The sequence below is a fragment of the Xanthomonas sp. NCPPB 1325 genome (genome assembly GCF_041477645.2).
GTDB classification, from domain to species: Bacteria; Pseudomonadota; Gammaproteobacteria; order Xanthomonadales; family Xanthomonadaceae; genus Xanthomonas; species Xanthomonas cannabis.
Map to the genome: position 1 here is coordinate 2,804,830 of NZ_CM192985.1, position 20,043 is coordinate 2,824,872.

Below are 20,043 nucleotides of genomic sequence, written 5' to 3' on the forward strand. Positions count from 1 at the left end.
TGAACGTTCCATGGCCGGACTTCGCATCATCAAGAAGTATCCCAATCGCCGTCTCTACGACACGGAAATTTCCAGCTACATCACCATCGAAGATGTGCGCCAGTTGATCATCGACGGCGAGGAGTTCGAAGTCCGCGATGCCAAGAGCGGCGAAGATTTGAGTCGTGCCGTCCTGCTGCAGATCATTGCCGACCAGGAACAGGATGGCGAGCCGATGCTCTCCACCCAGTTGCTGAGCCAGATCATCCGCTTCTACGGGGATTCGCTGCAGGGCTTCATGGGCAACTACCTGGAGCGCAGCATGCAGGTGTTCCTGGACCAGCAGCAGCAGTTCCGCCAGCAGATGGGCAACCTGCTCGGGCAGACCCCCTGGGCGATGATGAACCAGCTGACCGAGCGCAACCTGGAGTTGTGGCAGGAGTTCCAGCGCAACTTCGGCGCCGGCTTCGGCCGCCCCGGCGGCCCGGGCACCCCGCCGACCCCGCCCGGCGCCGGCAGCATGGGCAGCGGCCCGATGGGCACCGGCACGCACGGCACCTCCGGCAGCCATACCGGCACCACCGGCAAGGCCCGCAACCGCGGTTGACGCGCACGGTGGCATCCGGGAGCAGCGGCGAATCCACCTGCTGCTCCATTCTCAGGCAGGCATGGCCGCTGGTCCGAGCTCTCTGCACCCTGGACGCACCGAGTGTTCCAGCAGTGTTCGCCACTGACTGACGCTTGGTGTCGCACCCATCGGGCCCGCGCGCGTCTGCGCCGGACACGATCCGTCAGCGACCCGACGGTTGCGCACAGGCCGAACAGATCCGCTCCACGCGATAGCCGCGCGCGCGCAGGCGCTCCACGACCCCGTCGTTACCGAGCAGGTGCAACGCACCGACCACCACCAGCGTGGTGCCGCTGCCCTTGCCCAGCTGTTTTTCCAGCCGTGGCACCCAGCGCGCATTGCGCTCGACATTGATGTCCTGATAGAGCGCCGGATACTGGCGGCGCAGGTCTTCGGCCATCTGGGTGGACAGCGTCTGCACATCCCCCCTGCGCCAGGCCGCGTGCAGCTGGCGTAGCTGATCGGTGGTCGCGGCTTCGTCTAGCGATTCTTCCAGCAACTGATGCTGCTCGGTTGGCGACATCGCGTCGAGCAACGCGATCTGCTCTTCGGCGCGCTCCAGCCCTTCGGCCGGCTTGCCCCTGGCTTGCGCCTGCTGCATCAGGTAATGGTCCAGGCCGGCATTCGGGTCCATGCCCTGGCGGGCCATCTCGGCCATGCTGATCGAGAGCGCGACAAACCAGGGCTTGAGCGGCTGCAATGCGTCGACCGACATGCCGTGCGTGCGTGCGTAGCTGCTGAGCGCCTGCCAGGTCCTGGCATCCAGCACGTCCTGCAGGGTCCGGCCGTCGCTGCGGCGCGCCACCTGCAACATGCGGCTGGCCAGCTGCGGCGATTGCGCGTCCGATGGCGGCAACTCGAAGACCAGCCGGTCGGCCTTGGCAAATGCCTGCATCACGTCCGGCGACAGCGGGTAATCGCTGGGCTTGAGCACATGGAAAGAGCCCAGCAGATAGAGCGTGCCGCCCTTGCCATCGACCTTCCATAGCAGCGGCACCGGCGGGTTGGCGGGCACCTCGTTGGCCGCACCTGCGCAGACCGGCGCAACCGCCCCGCTCCACAGTGCCAGGCCGAGCATCGCGCTGCGGCCCCAGGCAGCCAGCCGCACTTTCATTGCGTTGACCATCACCGATTCCCCCTCATCACGTCAGTGCGGCACCTTGTAGGCCTTTTCGCCGGCCGACACCGCCAGGTCGATCCGGTTTTCCGGTGGCGGCAAGGGACAGGTGGCGAACGGGGTAAACGCGCACGGCGGGTTGTAGGCGCGATTGAAGTCGACCACCACGTGCCCGGAGGCGTCGGGCACGTCCAGGTCCAGAAAACGCCCGGCCGGATAGCTGCCGTGGCCGCTGGTGCGGTCGGCGAACACCACGAACATGGGTCGCCCCGGCTCGCCGATCGTTTCCAGACGATAGGTCTTGCCGTCGCGCTCGAACTCGATCGCCCCTGCATTGGGCTGTTCGCTGCTGATGCCGACGATGTCCACGATGGGGATGGTCTTGCCGACATCGTTGGGTACGTAGCGCGCGGCGATGCGCCATGCCGGATCCACCGGCCAGTAGTCCAGCCCGGCGAAGTGGATGCGCGAGGGCGCGTCGGCATGCTTGACGCGCAATGCATAGCGGTCGCCGCGATGGATCAGGCCGAGCACGCCCTTGCCCTCGTCGAACTGGATCAGCGTCGGCCGCGCATCGCGATCGGACTGGAAGCGGATCCTGCCGGTCAGCGGCTTGCCGTCCACGCTGAGGGCCGCGCCGCGCTCGGGCACGAACCACACCACACCTCCCTCGCTAGACACCATGCCCATCTTCGGCGGGCCGACCGCGAGTTTGATCCCACTGTCTGCGCTGCTGCCGATGTAGTGCGCCTTCAGCGAGAGCCAGTGCAGGCCGACCAGGCTGGTCCAGCCATCGGGAGCGCGCAGTTCTTTCAGCCGCGCTTCGCGCCAGGCGGCGGTATCGGCCAGAAACGTCTTGTCCAGCGCCACCGGCGCCTGCGGCGGCGCGCTGTCGCGCCCACAGCCGGCTAGCGTTGCGACCACCAGCATGCCGAGCAGCCAGCCCCTCCCCCCGTGCACTGCCATCAACGTCCCCTGAGAAACCAACGATCGATATCGCTCAGCGTAAACCGAGCCCAGGTGGGTCGGCCATGGTTGCATTGACCCGAGCGCTCGGTGGCTTCCATATCGCGCAGCAATGCGTTCATTTCTGGCACGGTGAGGCGCCGATTGGCGCGCACGGCGCCGTGGCAGGCCATGGTGGAGAGCAGTTCATCGCGCGCACTGGCGATGCGCCGGCTTTGCCCATGTTCGCGCAGATCGCCGAGCACATCGCGCAGCAGCGCCTCCGGCTCGGCGTTGGCGAGCAACGCGGGAATGCTGCGTACATGCAGCGATTGCGGGCCGGCACGGGTGATCTCAAAGCCCAGGCTGGCCAGGGTATCGGCTTCGCGCTCGGCGGTATCGGCCTCGCGCTCGCCCACCGCCAGCGTGATGGGCACCAGCAGCGGCTGCGCATGCAGGCCGATGCTGTCGTGCGCGTTCTTGAGCCGCTCGTAGCCAATGCGCTCGTGCGCGGCGTGCATATCCACCACGATCAGGCCTTCGGCGTTTTCGGACAGGATGTAGATGCCGTGCAACTGCGCCACCGCGTAGCCAAGCGGCGGCACCCCGCTGTCTTCGGCGGTGACCGGCAGGCCGGTGCCGGAGAGCTGTGGCAGCTGTGCAGCATGCTGCGCACTGCCGGGCGGCGGCGCGTACAGCGCACTGTAGGCCGCGCGCGCCTCGTCCACACGCAAGCCCAACGGCGTCTGCGAGGGCGTCCAGTTGGCATAACTTCCGGAGCCGCCGCCACCGCTGGCGGTGCTGCCGTAGCTGGCGCCGCCACTGAAACCCGCTCCCATCACACCCGCGGCGTCCGCCGCAGGAGCGTCGCTGCCGATGCTGTTGGGCGCGGTACCGGCACGCGTCTGCGCCAAGGCATCCTGCAAGGTGCGGTAGACGAAGTCGTGGATCAGCCGCGCTTCGCGGAAGCGCACCTCGTGCTTGGCCGGATGCACGTTGACGTCCACCCGCGCCGGGTCCAGTTCCAGGAACAGCACGTAGGCGGGCTGGCGGCCGTGGAACAGCACATCGCCATAGGCCATCTTGACCGCGTGCGCCACGCTGCGATCGCGCACCGAGCGGCCATTAACGTAGAGATACTGCTGGTCGGTGCTGGCACGCGAGTAATGCGGTTGCGCCACCCAACCATGCAGGCGCAGGCCGGCGCCGCTGTGATCCACGCGCAGCGCCTGGCGCGCAAAATCCTCGCCCAGCGTTTCGCCAAGGCGCGCGTCCGAATACAGGTCACCCGGCTTGTAGCGACGCGACGGCTTGCCGTTGTGCGACACGCGCAATTCCACATCCGGGCGCGCCAGCGCCAACGAGCGCAGCCACTCTTCGATGTGCCCGAGCTCGGTACGTTCAGCACGCAGGAACTTGCGGCGTGCCGGCACGTTGAAGAACAGTTCGCGCACCTCGACCGTGGTGCCGGGCGCGTGTGCGTGCGGGGTCACCTCGCCCAGCCGGCCGCCGTCGATCTGCAGCGCCGAGCCGTGCTCGGCATCGGCACGACGCGAGATCAGGGTGAAGCGGCTGACCGAGGCGATCGAGGGCAAGGCTTCGCCGCGAAAACCGAGCGTGGCCACGGTTTCGAGATCGTCGAGCGAGGCGATCTTGCTGGTGGCATGCCGCGAGACTGCCAGCGGCAGCTCGTCGGGCGTGATGCCGCCGCCGTTGTCGCGGATGCGGATCAGGCGCACGCCGCCTTCTTCCAGCTCGATGTCCACCCGGGTGGCGCCGGCGTCGAGCGCGTTCTCGACCAGCTCCTTGACCACGGAAGCGGGCCGCTCGACGACCTCGCCGGCGGCGATCTGGTTGATCAGGATCTCGGGCAGCTGGCGGATCGCCATCAGCGCGCACTCCGGCGCAGGACGCGCGGCATGCAGTACAGCGGGGGTGACACGGACAAGACAGACCTCGGCACGGCGACCCGGCGGCGCACAGGCGCCGACATCTCGGGACTCAGGGCCGAATGATAGCCGAGCGGGTCAGCGGCTGCCGCCGGCCACGGTGCCGACGGCATCGGCTTCGGCCTGCGCGCGCGCAGCGAACAAGGTGCCCGGCGGCGGCTGGCGCGTAAAGAACGTATCGATACCGTCCAGCACCGCAGCGGCGATCTTGCGCTGGTAGGCCGGGTCGATCAGGCGACGCTCTTCGTCCGGATTGGAGATGAACGCGGTTTCCACCAGCATGGCCGGCATATCCGAGGTGCGCAGCACCGCGAAATTGGCGCGCTCCAGCTGCGGCTTGTGATTGTTGCCGATGCGCTTGAGCCCACCGAGCACGTGCCCGGCGGCGTCTTCGGAGGCTTTCATGTGCCCGCTCTGGGCCAGGTCCAGCAATACGTTGGCCAGCGTGCTTTCGGTCTGCTGCAGACGCACGCCACCGACCAGGTCGGCGGCATTTTCCTTGTCGGCCAGCCAGCGCGCGCGCTGTGAGGAAGCGCCCTTGGTGGACAACACGTACACCGACGATCCGGTGGCGCTGCGGTTTTCGGCCGCATCGGCGTGGATCGAAATGAAGATGTCGGCCTTGGCGGCGCGTGCCTTCTGCGCGCGCATCGGCAGCGGGATGAACACATCGGTGTCGCGGGTCAGGTACGCCTTCATGCCGGGCGTGGCGTTGATCTGGCGGGCCAGCTCGCGGCCGACCGCCAGGGTCACGTCTTTCTCGCGCTTGCCGGTGGGGCCCATGGCGCCGGGATCCTGGCCGCCGTGGCCGGGGTCGATGGCGACGATCAACGGCCGCATGCCGGGCGCCATCTTGACCCGCGCGGCCTCACTGGGCAGCACCGGACGCGGCGGCAGGTCGTCGTTGGTGGCCGCGCCCGGCATTGCCGCGGCTGGACCTGCGCCCGCAGCAGCCATCGGCGCGCCGCCACCATTGAGAATGGCGGCCGCGGAGGCACCGGCCGTTGTGGGCGCACCTGGCACCGGCGCGCCCGGGCCCGCAACGACGCGATTGGGTTGGGCGCTAGCGGCCGTCGTCGGCGCGGCCGCAGCAGCGGTTCCGGGACGCGGCGTCGGCACCCCAGTGGCGACAGTCGTCGGCACTGCTGCCTGCGTGACGGTCGGCATCGCCGAAGCAGGCACCACGACCGGGGCCGGCGGCGGAGGTGGCGCCGCAGATGCACGCTGCGCGGATGCGGCCAACGCTGCGGTGGCACGCGCCGCTTCGGCCTGTACATCGACGACGCGTGGCGGCGGTGCCGCGGCAGGTACCGGTGCGCTGGCAACGGCGGAGGGGGGTGCTGGATCGCCGGGCCATTCGATCACCAGGGTCGAGGCACTGCCGAGCGTCTGCATTTGCGGTTTCAGCGCAGTGACCGCGCTGGACAGCTCGAACACCACCCGGAACGTGCCCGGCACCGGTTGCCCGGTGCGCACGGAGGTCACCAGGCCGGCGGCCGGCGGCAGCTTGAGCCCACGCGCCGCGGCCGAATCCGGGAAGTCCACCACCAACCGATTGGGGTTGGCCAGCGACAAGGTCTTGAAGCCGCCGCTGCCGGCCAACTGGATCTCTGCACGGGTGCCGGTGGCGCCAGTGCTGACGCCGACGCCCTTGATTTCGCCGGCCCACGCAGCAAAAACCGCCAGGCTGAGGCTGGCGGTCAAGGCGGCACGACTGAACTGGCGGATCCCCGGTGTCATGGCGCTGGATTCAATCACCCAAGCGGGTGAATTGCAAGGTGATTTCCCTTAATAATCCGTAACCTGGCGTTCATTCTTCCTGTGGGCTGACAAAAAGCGCCTGCAACTCGGCCTGATCGGCGAGGCGCGCCAGCCAGTCGCGCCCGGTCTGGCTGCGGCCCAGCAGACGAACACGTCGGCCATCGCCATCGACAGCCAGTTCCACATCCAGGTCCACCGCCGGCAAGGCACCTGCGCCCCGCTCCGGCCATTCCACCAGCCATAGGCTGGCGCTGCCTTCGTCCAGGCCAAGGAAATCCAGCTCGCCGGCCTGCCCGATGCGGTACAGGTCCAGGTGCCAGGCTTCGTCGCCGGGGCCCAGCGGATAGCGCTCGATCAGGGTATAGGTGGGGCTGCGGATCGGCCCGCTGACACCGAGCGCCCGCAGCAGCGCGCGCGCCAGCGTGGACTTGCCCGCGCCCAGGTCGCCATGCAGCTGGACCATCGCGTTGGCGGGCCGGACTGCCGCCATTGCGCGGCCCAGCGTCTCGGTGGCTTCGGCATCGATCAGGTAGGCAGCAAGAGGCGTCATGCGGTGGCTCCGGCATTGGCAAGGCGACGCAGCTGCGGCAGCAGGTCGGTGGGCAACAGGCCGCGTTCGCCGTCGCGCGCTGCCGCGTCGCCGGCGCAGGCATGCAGCAAGGCGCCCAGGCTGGCGGCATCCAGGGCCGCCCAGCCCTGGCCCAGCAAGGCGGCGATCACGCCGGTCAACAGGTCACCCATGCCACCGACGGCCATGCCCGGGTTGCCGGCGTCGATGATCCGCGGCACCGCGCGCGGGGCCGCCACCACGCTGCCGGCGCCCTTGAGCACCACCACCGCGTCGAAGCGCTGGGCCAACGCGGCAGCGGCGGTCAGGCGGTCGCGCTGCACCTGCGCGGTGGACAGCCCCAGCAATCGCCCGGCTTCGCCGGGATGCGGGGTCAGCACCCGCGGACCACGCGTGGGCACCGGATTCGACGCCAACAGGTTCAGGCCATCGGCATCGATGACGACGGCGCTGCCCGAGTCCAGGACCGCATGCCACAACGTCTGGGCCCACGCGTCCTGGCCCAGCCCGGGCCCGAGCGCGACCACATCGGCGGCATCGGCCAGGCCGGCGATGTCGTCGCCCGCCTGCACCGCGCGCACCATCGCTTCGGGGCAACGCGCCAGCAACGGGGTCACGTGCTCGGCACGGGTGGCAACCTGCACCAGCCCGGCGCCGCTGCGCAGCGCGGCTTCGGCGGTCAGCATGATTGCCCCGCCGCTGCCCAGATTGCCGCCCACGCACAGCACCCGGCCCGATTCGCCCTTATGCGTGTTGCGCCGCCGGGGCCGCAACTGCGCCGCCAGCGCGTCGATGCCCCAGCGATGTGCGGCAGGCGTAAGCCCGTCGAATGCAGAGCCCGGCACGTCCAGCGTTGCGAGGCTGCGGTCGCCTGCGTATTCCAGGGCGTCGCCGGTGTACAGGCCGACATGCGGCACGATGAATTGCAAGGTCGCCTGCGCACGCACGGCCGTCTCGAACGCCACGCCATGGTCGGCATCGATGCCGCTGGGCACGTCCAGCGCCAGCACCGGAACGCCGCAACCGTTGACCGCCTCGATCAGCGCTGCGGTTGGCGCATCGGGCGCGCGGTTCAGGCCGATGCCGAACAGCGCATCCACGATCACATCGGCATGCGCCAGCGGATACGGGAACAGCTCGATCGCGCCGCCCACCGCCAGGTAGTCGGTGCAGGCGCGCTGGGCCAGATCCGATGCCGGGCCCCACTCGGGCAGATGCACCACCCGCACCTGGCGCCCGGCGCGCTGCGCCAACCGCGCCAGCACATAGCCATCGCCGCCGTTGTTGCCGGTGCCGCAGACCACCACAATGCGGCGCGCCTGCGGCCAGCGCTCCAGCAACCATTGCCAGGCGGCTTGCCCGGCACGTTGCATCAGGAGGTAGCCATCGCCACCGAGCAGCGCGGTGGCCTGCGCATCGAGCGTGCGCGCGGCAGCGGAATCGTAAAGAGCGAGCGGTGCGTACATGCCGGGAATTCTATACTTGTCGTCATGTCTGCCGTCCTCGCCCGCCCCGACCCCACCGATGCCGCCGCGCGCATCCGTGCACTTGCACGCGAAGCGGGCTTTCAACGCTGCGGTATCGCCAGCATCGAACTGGGCGAAGACGAAGTGCATCTGCGCAGCTGGCTGGAAGAAGGCCTGTACGGCACGATGCACTGGATGGCCCAGCACGGCGACAAACGCTCGCGCCCGCAGGAGCTGGTGCCGGGCACCTTGCGGGTGTTGTCGGTAGGCATGGATTACGGCCGCAAGGACGACACCGAGGCCTGGAACACCTTGCACGACGGCAACCGTGCGTACGTGGCGCGCTATGCGCTGGGGCGCGATTACCACAAGCTGATGCGCAACCGGCTGCAAAAACTGGCCGAGCGCATCCAGGGCGAGATCGGCGCCTTCGGCTTCCGCGTGTTCGTCGATTCGGCGCCGGTGCTGGAGCGCGCACTGGCGCGTAACGCGGGGCTGGGCTGGATCGGCAAACACACCTGCCTGATCGATCGCAACGGCGGCTCGTGGTTCTTCCTGGGCGAGATCTATCTGGATCTGCCGCTGCCGATCGACACGCCGGCCACCGCGCATTGCGGCACCTGCACGCGCTGCATCGACATCTGCCCGACCCAGGCCATCATCGCGCCGTACCGGCTGGATGCGCGCCGCTGCATTGCCTACCTCACCATCGAACACGACGGTCCAATTCCGGAAGAGATGCGCAAGCCGATCGGCAACCGCATCTTCGGCTGCGACGATTGCCAGCTGATCTGCCCCTGGAACAAGTTCGCCAAGCGCACCGATGAGCCCGACTTCCGCGCCCGTAATGCGCTGGATGTGGCAACGCTGCCGCAGCTGTTTGCCTGGGACGAAGACGAATTCCTGCGCCGCACCGAAGGTAGCCCGATCCGCCGCAGCGGCCACGAACGCTGGCTGCGCAATATCGCGGTGGGCCTGGGCAATGCACCGGGCACGCCGGAAGTCTTGGCCGCCCTGGAGATGCGTCGCCACCACGACTCGGAACTGGTACGCGAACACGCCGGCTGGGCGCTGGCGCAGCACGGCATCTGAGTCACCGGCATTCGCTGCGTGCACCGATGCAGCCCGTGGCATCTGCAGCATGCGCGCAGCAGGCGACGGCCACGCTCTGCCACCGGCCGCCCGGGCGTTCGGAAGGCGATCACCCACACGCTTCCCCGCTACGGGATAATGTGGCGATGGCCGACCGCAACGAACAGATCCTCACTCCCAGCCAGCTCAATACGCTGGCGCGCGACCTGCTGGAAGGCAGCTTCCCGCTGGTGTGGGTGGAAGCCGAGCTGAGCAGCGTCACCCGCCCGACCTCGGGCCATCTGTACTTCACGCTCAAGGACACGCGCGCGCAGATCCGTTGCGCGATGTTCAAGCCCAAGAGCACCTGGCTGAAGTTCCAGCCGCGCGAAGGCTTGCGCGTGCTCGCACGCGGCCGCCTCACCCTGTACGAAGCACGCGGCGACTACCAACTGGTGCTCGACCATATGGAAGAAGCCGGCGAAGGCGCGCTGCGACGTGCCTTCGACGAACTGCGTACGCGTCTGGCAGCCGAAGGCCTGTTCGATGCCGAGCGCAAGCAACCGCTGCCGGCGCATGTACGCCGCCTGGCGGTGATCACCTCGCCCAGCGGTGCGGCGGTGCGCGATGTGCTCAGTGTGCTGGCGCGACGCTTCCCGCTGCTGGAGGTGGACCTGTTGCCGTCGCTGGTGCAAGGCGACAGCGCTGCGGCACAGGTCACCTCGCTGCTGCAGCGCGCCGATGCCTCCGGGCGTTACGACGTCATCCTGATCACCCGCGGTGGCGGCTCGCTGGAAGACCTGTGGGCCTTCAACGACGAACGTCTGGCGCGCGCGATCGCCGCTGCGCAGACCCCGGTGGTCTCGGCGGTCGGTCACGAGACCGACTTCAGCCTGAGCGATTTCGTGGCCGACGTGCGTGCGCCCACGCCGTCGGTGGCAGCCGAGCTGCTGGTGCCCGATCAGCGTGAACTGGTGGCGCGGGTGAGGCGCGCGCAGGCACGCATGGCGCAGCTGCAACAGCATGCCCTGGGGAACGCAATGCAACGCGCCGACCGGCTTGCGCTGCGCCTGCGTGCGCACAGCCCGCAGGCGCGGCTGCAGCTGCTGCACCGGCGGCAGGAAGAGGCCGGCCGCCAGCTGCGCGCGCGCATGGCCCAGGTGCTGGAACGCCTGCAGACGCGCGTGCAACGCGGGCAGGCGCACCTGCAGGTGCATAACCCGCAGCGCAACCTCGCCAGCTTGCAACAGCGGCTGCGCGCCCTGCATCCGCAAGCGGCCATGCAACGGCGCTTGCAGCACGATCAGTTGCGGCTGCGCGGCCTGGCGCGCTCGCTGGAAGCGGTGAGCCCGCTTGCCACCGTGTCACGCGGCTATGCCATCGTGACCCGCCCTGCCGATGGCAGCGTGGTGCGCAGCGCCGCCGACGTGGTCACCGGCGAGCGCCTGCGTGCGCAACTGGCCGATGGCAGCATCGCTGTGCGGGTGGAATCTGACGAAGGCTGAAAGCAAGCAGCCCACGACGACGCGATGTCTGCAGCACTGCTGCCGCTCGGCGCCTGCTTGACCAGTCGAAGAGTGCCGCGCTAAGTCGGGCCGCCATCGGTCGGCGCGCTGACAGCGCACCTTGAATAAGCCGTGGGGTGACGGGCAGACCCGGCATTGCGCCCGGGCACTGCGGCCACCGCCGCCAGGAATCAGGCACCGGTGCCTGGCAGAGCGTGCTCGACTGCGATCGTCGGTTGTCGATCACACGCTCCGGAAAACGTTGTCTAGTGCTTCTTCAACGCAGAGCGGCGTCAAGAGCTGCCAGGCATCTGCGCGGCGTGCTGCCAGCCCTGCATCAGCAGCGTGGCCAACACCACCGGGTCGTGATCGAAATGGTGGCCGCCGGGCCGCACCGCCACCTCGACGCCCCGCGCGCGCAGCTCCGGGCACAGCGTGTCCTTTTCTTCGCTGCCATAGATGCACTGCAGCCGATGCGCGTCCAGCGACTGGATGGCGGGCTCCACATCGCGCTCGGCATCGTTGTGCCAGCCCAGCCAGCCGCCGACACGCACCTTGAAATCGGCCTGGTGGCCAAGCCCGAGCAGGCTGACGAACTGCACGGAGGCGCGCTGCTGCGGCGACAGTTCCGGGTAGGCGAACGGCAGGATGTCGGCACCGAACGAATACCCCACCAACGCGACATGCTGGATGTGCCAACGCTGGCGATAGGCCGCGATCACCCGGTCCAGGTCCGCGCCCACCTGCTGCGGGGTACGGCTGGCCCAGAAGTACCGCAGGCTGTTCCAGCCCACCACCGACACGCCCTGCTGCTGCAGCTGCGCGGCGATGCCCTTGTCCAGCTCGCGCCAACCGCCATCGCCGGAGAGCATCACCACCAGGCGGTCGCTGCCGGGTGCGTGCAGCTCGACCAGCGGCAGGTCGCCCAGGCCCTGCGCCTGGGCTGCCTGGAAGTGGCCGCGCGTGGCGGCAGCGATCTGCATCGGGCTGGCGCCGTCGACCAGATCATCGAGAAAGCCCTGATTGGCATCGGGCACGTCGCGCGAACACGCCAGGCCGGTGTCGGTGGTGCCGGCATCGGCGACCACCGCACCGCCCAGCACGTCCGGCGCCGCCGACGCCAGCGCCTGGCGTGCCAGCACGGCGCCATCGCCCTGCCCCACCAGCACCGGCGGCAAGAAGGCATCCACATGTTCGGCGCGCAACAATTTCTTGCCGAGCCGCTCGGCGTCGTCGGCCAGCGAGCTGCAGGCCGCGTGGTGCGAGCGCAGGCGCTCGCGGTAGCTGGCGGTATCGACCACCGCAACCAGCGCACCGTCATCGCTCAGCATGTCGGCCAGGCGCTGGCCGTCCTGCGGATGGGCGCTGTCGGGCAGCAACAGCACCATGGCCTTGGGCGTGCCTTCCGGGCGCACGATCTCCACTGCGTGGTAGTGCCCGGCGGTGTTGCCCTCCTGCATGTGCCGCGCCACGGCATAGCCGCTGCCGCCGATCAGCAAGGTCGCCATGACCCAACGAAACATCGTGATCCCCATGCTCATCGCGGCAGTCCTTCAGAAGCGCTGGCGCTTCGACCGCCGCACGCATCACCGGTTCCATCCGCGCGCGGGCAGTGTTCGCTGCGGTTAAGCCAACTGATCCTGACATGTCATGCATGGTGCTGGGCCGGCGCTACGCAGTCTGCATCCGGCCTCCGCAATGCGCATCAAAGGGCCGAAAAATCTCTGCATCGAGAATTCCAGGCTGTAGTCGCTCGTCTCAGGAAACGCTGTTTGGTGGAGGTGAGCGGATTGGTGGAGGTGAGCGGATTGGTGGAGGTGGGCGAATCGAACTGCCATCCCGAAGCATCCATCTCCTCACTCTAGATCCCGCGCGCCAGCCGGAAACCGATCCGCGCACTGGTGGTATCGGAGTCCTGCGATTGCCGCCACGCCGCGCGTGTCTGCTGCGGCGAGTTGGCCCAGCTGCCGCCGCGGATCATGCGCTGCCGGCAGCCCGGGTTGAACCATGCCGCGCCATCGGCCGGTGCCCGGCGATAGCTGGCGTGCCAGCAGTCGGCCACCCATTCGCTCAGGTTGCCGCCCATGTCGTGCAAGCCCCAGGCGTTGGCGCGGAAACTGCCTACCGGTGCCGGGCCCCAGAAGCCGTCGCCGTAGCCGACGAAGCCGTTGTTCCAGTGCCGGCCGCTGCGCGATACATCGTTGCCGCCGGTGAAATTGCCCGTGTCGCGCGGTGGCGAGCCAGCATTCCCCCACGGATAGCGCCCGGTGGTGCCGGCGCGCACCGCGTACTCGAACTCGGCCTCGCTGGGCACGTGGTAATGGCGGCCGGTCTGCTCCGACAGCCAGGACGCATACGCCTCGGCGTCGCGGATGCTGACGTGCATCACCGGGCTGTTGGGCGCGGCCCGTGCGCCGTTGTAGTCGGACTGCCAGTCCACGCCGCTGCGGCGGATGAAGTTGCCGCTGCGCTCGTCGTACACCACCGAATGCCCGCGCCGGGTGGCCCGCGGCCGCGCACCGGTGGCCTCGACGAACTGGCGGAACTCGGCCACCGTCACCTCGGTGATCGACAACGCAAAGCCGCGTGCGAAGCGCACGTAATGCGCCGGGCGCTCGTTGTCGGAGGCCCCCGGTTCGGCATCGCCGGCACCCATCTGGAAGGCACCATGCGGCACCACGATCATCTGCGGTCCGCGCCCGCCCAGCTTGAGCCCGTCGGTGAACACCTGCCCGGGCCGGAAGCTGCCGTAATGGGTGGCCAATTCCAGCCGACGGCGCAGATCGCCCGCCATCGGGTCGCCGGGGTCGGCGATGCGCAGCACCTCGGCCAGTTTCTCGCCGGCGGCCTTGAGACCGCGCGGCGACGTCAGGTCGTGCAGGCCGGCATCGTGCAGGGCCGCGATCTGCGCGCGCCGCGTGCGCTCGATGCGCGCGCGCGCATCGGCAATGGTGGGCGCGCGGTCGCGCACCTGCCCGGCCATCTGCAGCCAGTACCGCGCACCGACGAAATCGCCGGCGTCGGCGGCCTGTTCGGCGCGTTCGAGCAGTCCGCTTTCCACTGCGGCCAGGCCCTGGCGCGTGCGTGGGTTGTCCGGGTCCAGCTGCGCGGCATCGCGAAAGTTCACCAGCGCGCCGTTGCCGTCTTCGCCCAACCGGCCACCACGCAGATCGTCTTCACCGGCCCGGTTGAACCCGAGCACGCGCTGGGCGGTTTCCACTTCGCGTTGCAGCGCACGCACCTTCGGGTCCTGCGGTGCGAGCGCCAGCGCCACGATGGCCAGCTCGCGCGCCTGTTCCAGCGCATCGTCCTGACGCTCGGTCTGGGCAATCAAGGCCTGCCCGCGCTCGAGCAAGCGCGCGCGGGCCTGCTCCAGCCCGCGCCGGCTGGCCGTGTCCTTGCCGCCGGCGCGTTGCTGGATGGCCAGGTACAACGGGATCGCATCGTCGGCGTCGCGGTACAGGCGATCGTCCTGCAAGGCCGCGTCGGCGCGCTTGCGCGCCTGCGCCAGGGGCTCATCGCCCAGATCCACGGCCGGCGGTTGCCACTGTGCAACGGTCTCGGCGGATTCTTCGCCGCCGATGGAGACATTGGGTGTGCCTGGCTGCCGCGTCGCCGCCGGCGCTTGTGCAGCCGGCGCCGGAGTCGGTGCCGGGGCACGTGAACAGGCACACATGCTGAGCGCCACCAGTGCCCACGCTGCCATCCGGTTACCGCACTTGCCCACCACCTGCTCCTTCCAGTGCTCTGCCGCACGACAGGCGATCGCGACGTTAGGCTATTCTGCGCGTTCTGCGCAAACCCTTGCTGTCGACGGAAATCACGTGCCCCATTGGATCACCCACCCCTCCGAGTTGACCGAGCGCCTGCAGGCAGCGCGCCCATCGCGCATCGGCCTGGATACCGAATTCATTCGCGAACGCACCTACTGGCCGCAGCTGGCGCTGGTGCAGATGGCCATCGGCGAGGAGATCCTGCTGATCGATCCGCTGATCCCGGGCATGAACGCGGCGCTCAAGGAGTGGTTGACCGCCACCGACATCGTCAAGGTGATGCATAGCGCCAGCGAAGACCTGGTCACCTTCAAGTGCGCGTGCGGGGTGCTGCCGCGGCCGCTGTTCGACACCCAGATCGCTGCCGCCCTGGCCGGTGTCGGCGGCGGCATGGGCTATCAGAAACTGGTGCAGGAAGTGACCGGCACCTTGCTGACCAAGGGCGAGACGCGCTCGGACTGGATGCGCCGCCCGCTCTCTCCGTCGCAGCTGGAATACGCCGCCGACGACGTGCGTTATCTGTTTGCGCTGCACGATGAGCTGACCCGTCGCCTGACCGAGCAGCACCGCCTGGGCTGGCTGGCCGAAGATGCCGAGCGGCTGCTGGCCACCGTCGAGCACGACGATGGCGAACGTTGGCCGCATGTGAGCCTGCGCACCGCGCAGTTCCTGGAGCCGGCCGCGCAACGTCGGCTGCTGCGGCTGTTGCGCTGGCGCGATCTGCAGGCGCGCCAGAGCGACCGTCCGCGCAGCTGGATCCTGGACAACGAATTGGCCAGCCAGCTGGCGCGGTTTCCGCCCGCGGACCTGGACGCGCTGCTGCGCCAGTTCGACAAGTTCCCCAAGGCCCCGCGCAAACTCGCCGCTGCGGTCTGGGAGGCGCTCAACACGCCGCTGCCGGACGAAGACAGCGCCCCGCTGGCGCAGGCGGCCACCGATGGAAACAAGGCGGTGCTCAAGCGCCTGCAGGACGCCGTGGCGCAGCGCAGTCGCGAACTGGGCCTGCCGGACGGCCTGCTCGCTTCGCGGCGACATCTGGAAGCGCTGATCGAGCAACACGCTTGGCCCGCCGCCCTGGGCCAATGGCGCCGGCAGCTGCTGGAAGCACAACTGCTGCCGCTGCTGGCCGATCCTGCCGCGCAGTAAGATCGGCTTCATGCAAAGAGCCCGCAGCAATGCGGGCTTTTCATTGCGTGCATCGGCCCACCTGCGATCCCCTGGCAGGCGTCAGTCCTGCGCCGCCCAACGTGCCAGGTTCTGCTGGATATGATCCATGTCTGCCCATGGGTCCTTGCGCCGGCGGCGCAGTTTCTCCGGTACATCGCGTAGCGTGAATGCGTCGGCACGGTGCAGCTTGGGCAGATCCGACCACTGTAGCGGCAAGGCCACCGGTGCGCCGGGCCGGCCCCGCAGCGAATACGATGCCACCGCCGTGGCGCCACGACCGTTGCGCAGATAATCGACAAAGATACGCTTGTTGCGAAACCGCTTGGTCGCGGTGGCGACAAAGCGCTCCGGTTCCGACTGCGCCAGCGCATCGGCAAAGCCCTTGGCGAAGCGTTTGGTCAGGCCCCAGTCGCAGCCCGGGTTCAGGGGCACCACCACATGCAGCCCCTTGCCGCCGGACACGCGCAGGAACGATTCCAGTTCCAGCTGCGCCAGCAGCTTGCGGATATCGGTCGCCGCGCGCTTGACCTCGGCAAACGGTACGTCCGGGCCCGGGTCCAGGTCGAACACCACCCGGTCGGCCACATCGGGGCGGGCAGCATGCGAGCCCCAGGGATGGAACTCCAGCGCGTTGAATTGCACCAGCTCCAGCAGCCCGGGCGCATCGTCCACGACCAGGTAATAGGCATTGGTGCCGGTGTCTTCCTTCAACCTGACCGAACTGACGCGCTCCAGCCCGGCGGTGTGGTGTTTCTGAAAGAAGCACGGCTTCTCTGCCCCGTTCGGGCAGCGGATGATCGAGAGCGGGCGGCCGACGATTTCCGGCAGCAGATGGTCCATTACGGCCTGGTAGTAGTCCCAGACGTCGCCCTTGGTCGCACGGATATCCGGGTAGATGAGCTTGCTCGGACTGGACAGCGCCGGCACCGCCGAAGTGGACGCGGACGTCGCGCTTTTCGCGCTGGGCGGCGGAGACGATGCAGGCGACGACGTAGGCGCTCCCTCGGACCGGCGCGAGGGCGTCTTGCGCAGACCGGCCGCCGCACCGCCAGCCGCATCGCTGTCGGCCAGGTCGGCAATGCGCTTGTCCGGGCGCAGCGCCTTGAATGAGGCCTGCCGCAATAGCTGCTGACCACCGATGCCGCGATAGAACACCTCCACCACGAACCGCGGCGCAAACCAGGTTGCGCCGCGCAGATCGGTATCGTCGGTCGGCACATGGGCGGTGGGTGTCCGCGTGCCGCCCTCCAGCTGCGGCGTCACCTCGCGCATCAGCGCATCGGAAAAGCCCGATCCCACCCGGCCGACGTACAGCCAGCCGTGCACCGGGTCGGGTGTGGCCAGCAGCAGCGAACCGAACCCCGTGCGGCTGCCCTTGGGCGCGGTATAGCCCACCACCGCGTATTCTTGGCTGGCCAATTGCTTGGTCTTGCGCCAGTCGTCACTGCGCCCACCGTGATACGGCCGGTCCGCACGCTTGGAGATGATGCCTTCGAAATGCTGCTCGCCCGCGACGCGGAACGCCTGCTGTCCGTCGCCTTCCACATGCGAGCTGTACGCCAGGTGCGCCGTCGGCGCGGCGGCCATCACCTCCTGCAGCAGTTGCTTGCGCTGGATCAGGGGCGCCTGACTGATGTCCACGCCGTCCACATGCAGCAGATCGAAGACTGCCAGCGCGAGCGGCATCTGGCGCTCACCGGACAAGGTCGCCTGCAGCAGATTGAAGTCCTGCTTGGTGCCGCGCCCGGCAATCAGCTCGCCGTCCAGTTGCGCCGAGCGCAGACCCAGCGACTGGATCGCATCGCGAATTTCGGGCGTCTTGTCGGTCCACTCCAGCGCATTGCGCGACCACAACCGCACCTGCCCGTCGCTCACGGTCGCAAGGATCCGGTAACCATCCCACTTGATTTCGTGTACCCACTGCGCGCCATCGGGGGGCGCCTGGCCCAGCTTGGCAAGCTGCGGCTCGAACGGCGCATCGGCCAGCTCGGCGCGGCGCGCGTTGCTGAGGGCGAGCGCCTGTTTCGCCCAGTCCCGGCGCTTGCCGGCGACCGGCGCAGGCACGTGCGTAAGTGCCTTGCGCCCGGCCTTGCCGGCACCGGCGCGACGCACATCGGCGGCTGGCGCGGCAGCGACATCGGCCAGCAGGTCGTCGGCCTCCAGCGTGCCGGCATAGGCGTCGTCTTCCTTGAACAGCAACCACTGCGGCTGCCGCGCCGGCTTGCCGGACCGTACCAGGTGCCAGCCGCCCTTCAACTTGCTGCCGAACAACTCAAACCGCAGATGCCCCTTGGCCAATTGCGCCTCGGGGTCGCCAGCAGTGGCCCATACCCCGTGGTCGAACTGGGCCACGTGGCCGCCGCCATACTCGCCCTTGGGAATCTCTCCCTCGAACTCTGCGTAGTCGACCGGGTGATCCTCCACCTCCACGGCCATGCGCTTGACCTTGGGGTCATAGCTCGGCCCTTTCGGCACCGCCCAGCTCTTGAGCGCATCGCCCACCTGCAGGCGGAAGTCGTAATGACGCCGGCTGGCGTGGTGCAGCTGCACCACGAAGATCGCGCGCTGCCCGGCGGGCACGGTCTTGCCGGGCTCGGGCTCGCGGGTCTTGTCGAAGCTGCGCTTGCGGCGATACTCGCTCAGGCTCATCGGGGTTGCCGGGCCTACTTCCGCAGATGCTCACGCACGCTGGCAGCGACCGGACCGACCTGTTTTACGGCAGCGCGCAGTTCGTCGGCGCTGACGCCCAGCGCCTTGGTCCAGTACTGCAGCTCATAGGCTTCGTTGACATTGATGCGGTCGCGGTCGGGCGAGCCGGTGTTGTGTTTGTCGTCGCTCATCGCTGGCTCCTGTATCGTCGTGGTCGGGTTTGCTGGCGTGCGTGTAAGCTGGACAACGCCTGCAACGACGATGCGAAAGCGGCCGAACAGATCTCGTGAAAGGCCTGTTCACGCCATGTGCAAGCAACCGCACCCGCAGCGGCCGCCCCCGGGCCGCATGCCATAATGGCGCGCGCCCCTAGGGCAGCGTCTCCACTCTTTATTCCGAGGCCATACCTCTGTGAGCAATACCTCTTCGAAACTGGATTCCATCGCGCAAGCCAAAGCCAAGTTGCTGGACGAGCTGCAGAAGCTGGAAGAACAGGAGAAAACCGAGCGCGCGAGCGAGGCATCCTCTGCGCATGCCACCATCGTCTCGCTGCTCGAGCAGTTCGCCGGCCACTTCAACACCAAGCAACGCAACGACATCGCCGCCTACCTGGGCACCACCGCTGCGCGCAAGGAAGTGGTCAAGAGCGGCCGCAGCGAAGTGAAGCCGAAGTACGAACTGCCGCACACCGGAGAGACCTGGTCCGGCCGTGGCCGTACCCCGAAGGCCTTTGCCGCGTGGGAAGGCTCGGTGTCGTACAAGGAATGGAAGGCCAAGAACCCGGACCTCAAGTTCCCGCTGGTACGCGAGTAAGCGTCGCAGGATCGCGCCCTTGCCGCGCGGTCGATCGCCCGTTGTCTTGGCGAACCGCCTGGCATGTGGTTAGAATCGAGACACGTGGGGCGGTAGCTCAGCTGGGAGAGCGTCGCGTTCGCATCGCGAAGGTCGAGGGTTCGATCCCCTTCCGCTCCACCACTGCATCAAACCAGGAGCCTCGGACATCCGCGTCCGGGGCTCTTGCGTATGGGGGCACCCCCGCGTGCGTGCCGGGCGGCCGCCGCCATGGCACCGGGATCACACCCGCTGCGCTAACGTGCGCCGCACCAACACACCGGAGCCGACGCCATGAGCAACCAACAGCGCCCACCCGACACCGACGCCGACGACGCCAGTGGCGTCTCCGAGAGCCAGGAGTCGCGCAAGCAGGACGAAGCGGCCAAGCAACGCCCAGGCCAGGAAGACCTCAAGGTGCATGACGAGCACAGCCGTCGCCCTAAGGGCAACGTTGGCCAGGGCGGGTAATCGTCCAGCTTAATCGCCCGTGGCACGGCCGGACTGGGATCGAGGCCGCCTGCCGCGGCCCCGGGATATGGCAAGATCCGGACACGTTGGCCGCCAGGCGGTCGGCGACTGCCGGATGGCCGGCTCGCACCACGGCAGCGATCATTGCCGCCGATATTTCCAC

16 protein-coding genes and 1 tRNA gene are annotated in these 20,043 nt (G+C 68.4%); 7 read left to right on the plus strand and 10 right to left on the minus strand.

Annotated elements, in window-relative coordinates; translation table 11 throughout:
• The first annotated feature begins 10 nt into the window (after nt 1-10).
• Nucleotides 11-586, plus strand: a complete 576-nt coding sequence (gene phaR / locus ACCQ10_RS12025) for a polyhydroxyalkanoate synthesis repressor PhaR (RefSeq protein WP_039410688.1) — start codon at nt 11-13, stop codon at nt 584-586.
• Between the two features lie 184 nt (nt 587-770).
• Here the strand turns inward: phaR and ACCQ10_RS12030 are convergent, their stop codons facing one another.
• From ACCQ10_RS12030 to ACCQ10_RS12055, 6 genes are all read right to left on the minus strand, one after another.
• Complete coding sequence (locus tag ACCQ10_RS12030; RefSeq protein ID WP_506191954.1) at nt 771-1,733, minus strand: TraB/GumN family protein; 963 nt, start codon at nt 1,731-1,733, stop codon at nt 771-773.
• A gap of 21 nt (nt 1,734-1,754) precedes the next feature.
• A complete protein-coding gene (locus ACCQ10_RS12035) occupies nt 1,755-2,690 on the minus strand; it encodes a DUF1684 domain-containing protein (protein ID WP_372360770.1) in 936 nt (311 codons plus the stop codon).
• Nucleotides 2,690-4,558 carry a DNA mismatch repair endonuclease MutL gene (gene mutL, locus ACCQ10_RS12040; protein ID WP_372360771.1) on the minus strand — a complete coding sequence of 623 codons (1,869 nt, stop codon included), beginning with the start codon at nt 4,556-4,558 and terminating at the stop codon, nt 2,690-2,692. Before mutL ends, ACCQ10_RS12035 begins: the two co-directional genes overlap by 1 nt.
• Nucleotides 4,559-4,696: 138 nt before the next feature.
• Nucleotides 4,697-6,358 carry an N-acetylmuramoyl-L-alanine amidase gene (locus tag ACCQ10_RS12045; RefSeq protein ID WP_372360772.1) on the minus strand — a complete coding sequence of 554 codons (1,662 nt, stop codon included), beginning with the start codon at nt 6,356-6,358 and terminating at the stop codon, nt 4,697-4,699.
• A 70-nt stretch (nt 6,359-6,428) separates the two neighbouring features.
• Nucleotides 6,429-6,929 (minus strand): tRNA (adenosine(37)-N6)-threonylcarbamoyltransferase complex ATPase subunit type 1 TsaE, encoded by a 501-nt coding sequence (gene tsaE / locus ACCQ10_RS12050; RefSeq protein ID WP_166744440.1) that lies wholly within the window; start codon nt 6,927-6,929, stop codon nt 6,429-6,431.
• Complete coding sequence (locus tag ACCQ10_RS12055) at nt 6,926-8,413, minus strand: NAD(P)H-hydrate dehydratase (protein ID WP_372360773.1); 1,488 nt, start codon at nt 8,411-8,413, stop codon at nt 6,926-6,928. Before ACCQ10_RS12055 ends, tsaE begins: the two co-directional genes overlap by 4 nt.
• Before the next feature lie 24 nt (nt 8,414-8,437).
• On the opposite strand from ACCQ10_RS12055, the gene queG reads away from it, so the two are divergent.
• Together queG and xseA are read left to right on the plus strand one after the other, a co-directional pair.
• Nucleotides 8,438-9,505 carry a tRNA epoxyqueuosine(34) reductase QueG gene (gene queG, locus ACCQ10_RS12060; RefSeq protein WP_372360774.1) on the plus strand — a complete coding sequence of 356 codons (1,068 nt, stop codon included), beginning with the start codon at nt 8,438-8,440 and terminating at the stop codon, nt 9,503-9,505.
• A gap of 146 nt (nt 9,506-9,651) precedes the next feature.
• A complete protein-coding gene (xseA, locus tag ACCQ10_RS12065) occupies nt 9,652-10,989 on the plus strand; it encodes an exodeoxyribonuclease VII large subunit (RefSeq protein WP_372360775.1) in 1,338 nt (445 codons plus the stop codon).
• A 293-nt stretch (nt 10,990-11,282) separates the two neighbouring features.
• Here the strand turns inward: xseA and ACCQ10_RS12070 are convergent, their stop codons facing one another.
• Both ACCQ10_RS12070 and ACCQ10_RS12075 read right to left on the minus strand, forming a co-directional pair.
• Nucleotides 11,283-12,530 carry a virulence factor family protein gene (locus tag ACCQ10_RS12070; protein ID WP_372360776.1) on the minus strand — a complete coding sequence of 416 codons (1,248 nt, stop codon included), beginning with the start codon at nt 12,528-12,530 and terminating at the stop codon, nt 11,283-11,285.
• Nucleotides 12,531-12,850: 320 nt separating this feature from the next.
• Nucleotides 12,851-14,695, minus strand: a complete 1,845-nt coding sequence (locus tag ACCQ10_RS12075; RefSeq protein ID WP_506191955.1) for a formylglycine-generating enzyme family protein — start codon at nt 14,693-14,695, stop codon at nt 12,851-12,853.
• A 118-nt stretch (nt 14,696-14,813) separates the two neighbouring features.
• Here ACCQ10_RS12075 and rnd point away from each other — a divergent pair, with 118 nt between their 5' ends.
• Nucleotides 14,814-15,908 (plus strand): ribonuclease D, encoded by a 1,095-nt coding sequence (gene rnd / locus ACCQ10_RS12080; protein WP_372360778.1) that lies wholly within the window; start codon nt 14,814-14,816, stop codon nt 15,906-15,908.
• An 81-nt stretch (nt 15,909-15,989) separates the two neighbouring features.
• Here rnd and ligD read toward each other — a convergent pair whose 3' ends face one another.
• On the minus strand, nt 15,990-18,578 hold the full coding sequence (gene ligD / locus ACCQ10_RS12085; protein ID WP_372360779.1) for a DNA ligase D: 2,589 nt from the start codon (nt 18,576-18,578) through the stop codon (nt 15,990-15,992).
• Nucleotides 18,579-18,592: 14 nt separating this feature from the next.
• On the minus strand, nt 18,593-18,769 hold the full coding sequence (locus tag ACCQ10_RS12090) for a DUF3606 domain-containing protein (RefSeq protein WP_068835655.1): 177 nt from the start codon (nt 18,767-18,769) through the stop codon (nt 18,593-18,595).
• Nucleotides 18,770-18,989: 220 nt separating this feature from the next.
• On the opposite strand from ACCQ10_RS12090, the gene ACCQ10_RS12095 reads away from it, so the two are divergent.
• From ACCQ10_RS12095 to ACCQ10_RS12105, 3 genes are all read left to right on the plus strand, one after another.
• Nucleotides 18,990-19,391, plus strand: coding sequence for an H-NS histone family protein (locus ACCQ10_RS12095; RefSeq protein WP_003485983.1), 402 nt, complete (start codon nt 18,990-18,992; stop codon nt 19,389-19,391).
• Nucleotides 19,392-19,477: 86 nt separating this feature from the next.
• Nucleotides 19,478-19,553, plus strand: a tRNA-Ala gene (locus ACCQ10_RS12100).
• A 150-nt stretch (nt 19,554-19,703) separates the two neighbouring features.
• The gene (locus ACCQ10_RS12105; protein WP_355603607.1) at nt 19,704-19,880 is read left to right on the plus strand and encodes a hypothetical protein; all 177 of its coding nucleotides are present in this window, start codon (nt 19,704-19,706) and stop codon (nt 19,878-19,880) included.
• The last annotated feature ends 163 nt before the right edge of the window (nt 19,881-20,043 follow it).

Excerpts from the sequence above, each read along its gene's own strand:
- phaR (WP_039410688.1), top strand. The coding sequence starts at position 11 with ATGGCCGGACTTCGCATCATCAAGAAGTATCCCAATCGCCGTCTCTAC.
- ACCQ10_RS12030 (WP_506191954.1), bottom strand. The coding sequence starts at position 1,733 with ATGGTCAACGCAATGAAAGTGCGGCTGGCTGCCTGGGGCCGCAGCGCG.
- ACCQ10_RS12035 (WP_372360770.1), bottom strand. The coding sequence starts at position 2,690 with ATGGCAGTGCACGGGGGGAGGGGCTGGCTGCTCGGCATGCTGGTGGTC.
- mutL (WP_372360771.1), bottom strand. The coding sequence starts at position 4,558 with ATGGCGATCCGCCAGCTGCCCGAGATCCTGATCAACCAGATCGCCGCC.
- ACCQ10_RS12045 (WP_372360772.1), bottom strand. The coding sequence starts at position 6,358 with ATGACACCGGGGATCCGCCAGTTCAGTCGTGCCGCCTTGACCGCCAGC.
- tsaE (WP_166744440.1), bottom strand. The coding sequence starts at position 6,929 with ATGACGCCTCTTGCTGCCTACCTGATCGATGCCGAAGCCACCGAGACG.
- ACCQ10_RS12055 (WP_372360773.1), bottom strand. The coding sequence starts at position 8,413 with ATGTACGCACCGCTCGCTCTTTACGATTCCGCTGCCGCGCGCACGCTC.
- queG (WP_372360774.1), top strand. The coding sequence starts at position 8,438 with ATGTCTGCCGTCCTCGCCCGCCCCGACCCCACCGATGCCGCCGCGCGC.
- xseA (WP_372360775.1), top strand. The coding sequence starts at position 9,652 with ATGGCCGACCGCAACGAACAGATCCTCACTCCCAGCCAGCTCAATACG.
- ACCQ10_RS12070 (WP_372360776.1), bottom strand. The coding sequence starts at position 12,530 with ATGAGCATGGGGATCACGATGTTTCGTTGGGTCATGGCGACCTTGCTG.
- ACCQ10_RS12075 (WP_506191955.1), bottom strand. The coding sequence starts at position 14,695 with ATGGCAGCGTGGGCACTGGTGGCGCTCAGCATGTGTGCCTGTTCACGT.
- ligD (WP_372360779.1), bottom strand. The coding sequence starts at position 18,578 with ATGAGCCTGAGCGAGTATCGCCGCAAGCGCAGCTTCGACAAGACCCGC.
- ACCQ10_RS12090 (WP_068835655.1), bottom strand. The coding sequence starts at position 18,769 with ATGAGCGACGACAAACACAACACCGGCTCGCCCGACCGCGACCGCATC.
- ACCQ10_RS12105 (WP_355603607.1), top strand. The coding sequence starts at position 19,704 with ATGAGCAACCAACAGCGCCCACCCGACACCGACGCCGACGACGCCAGT.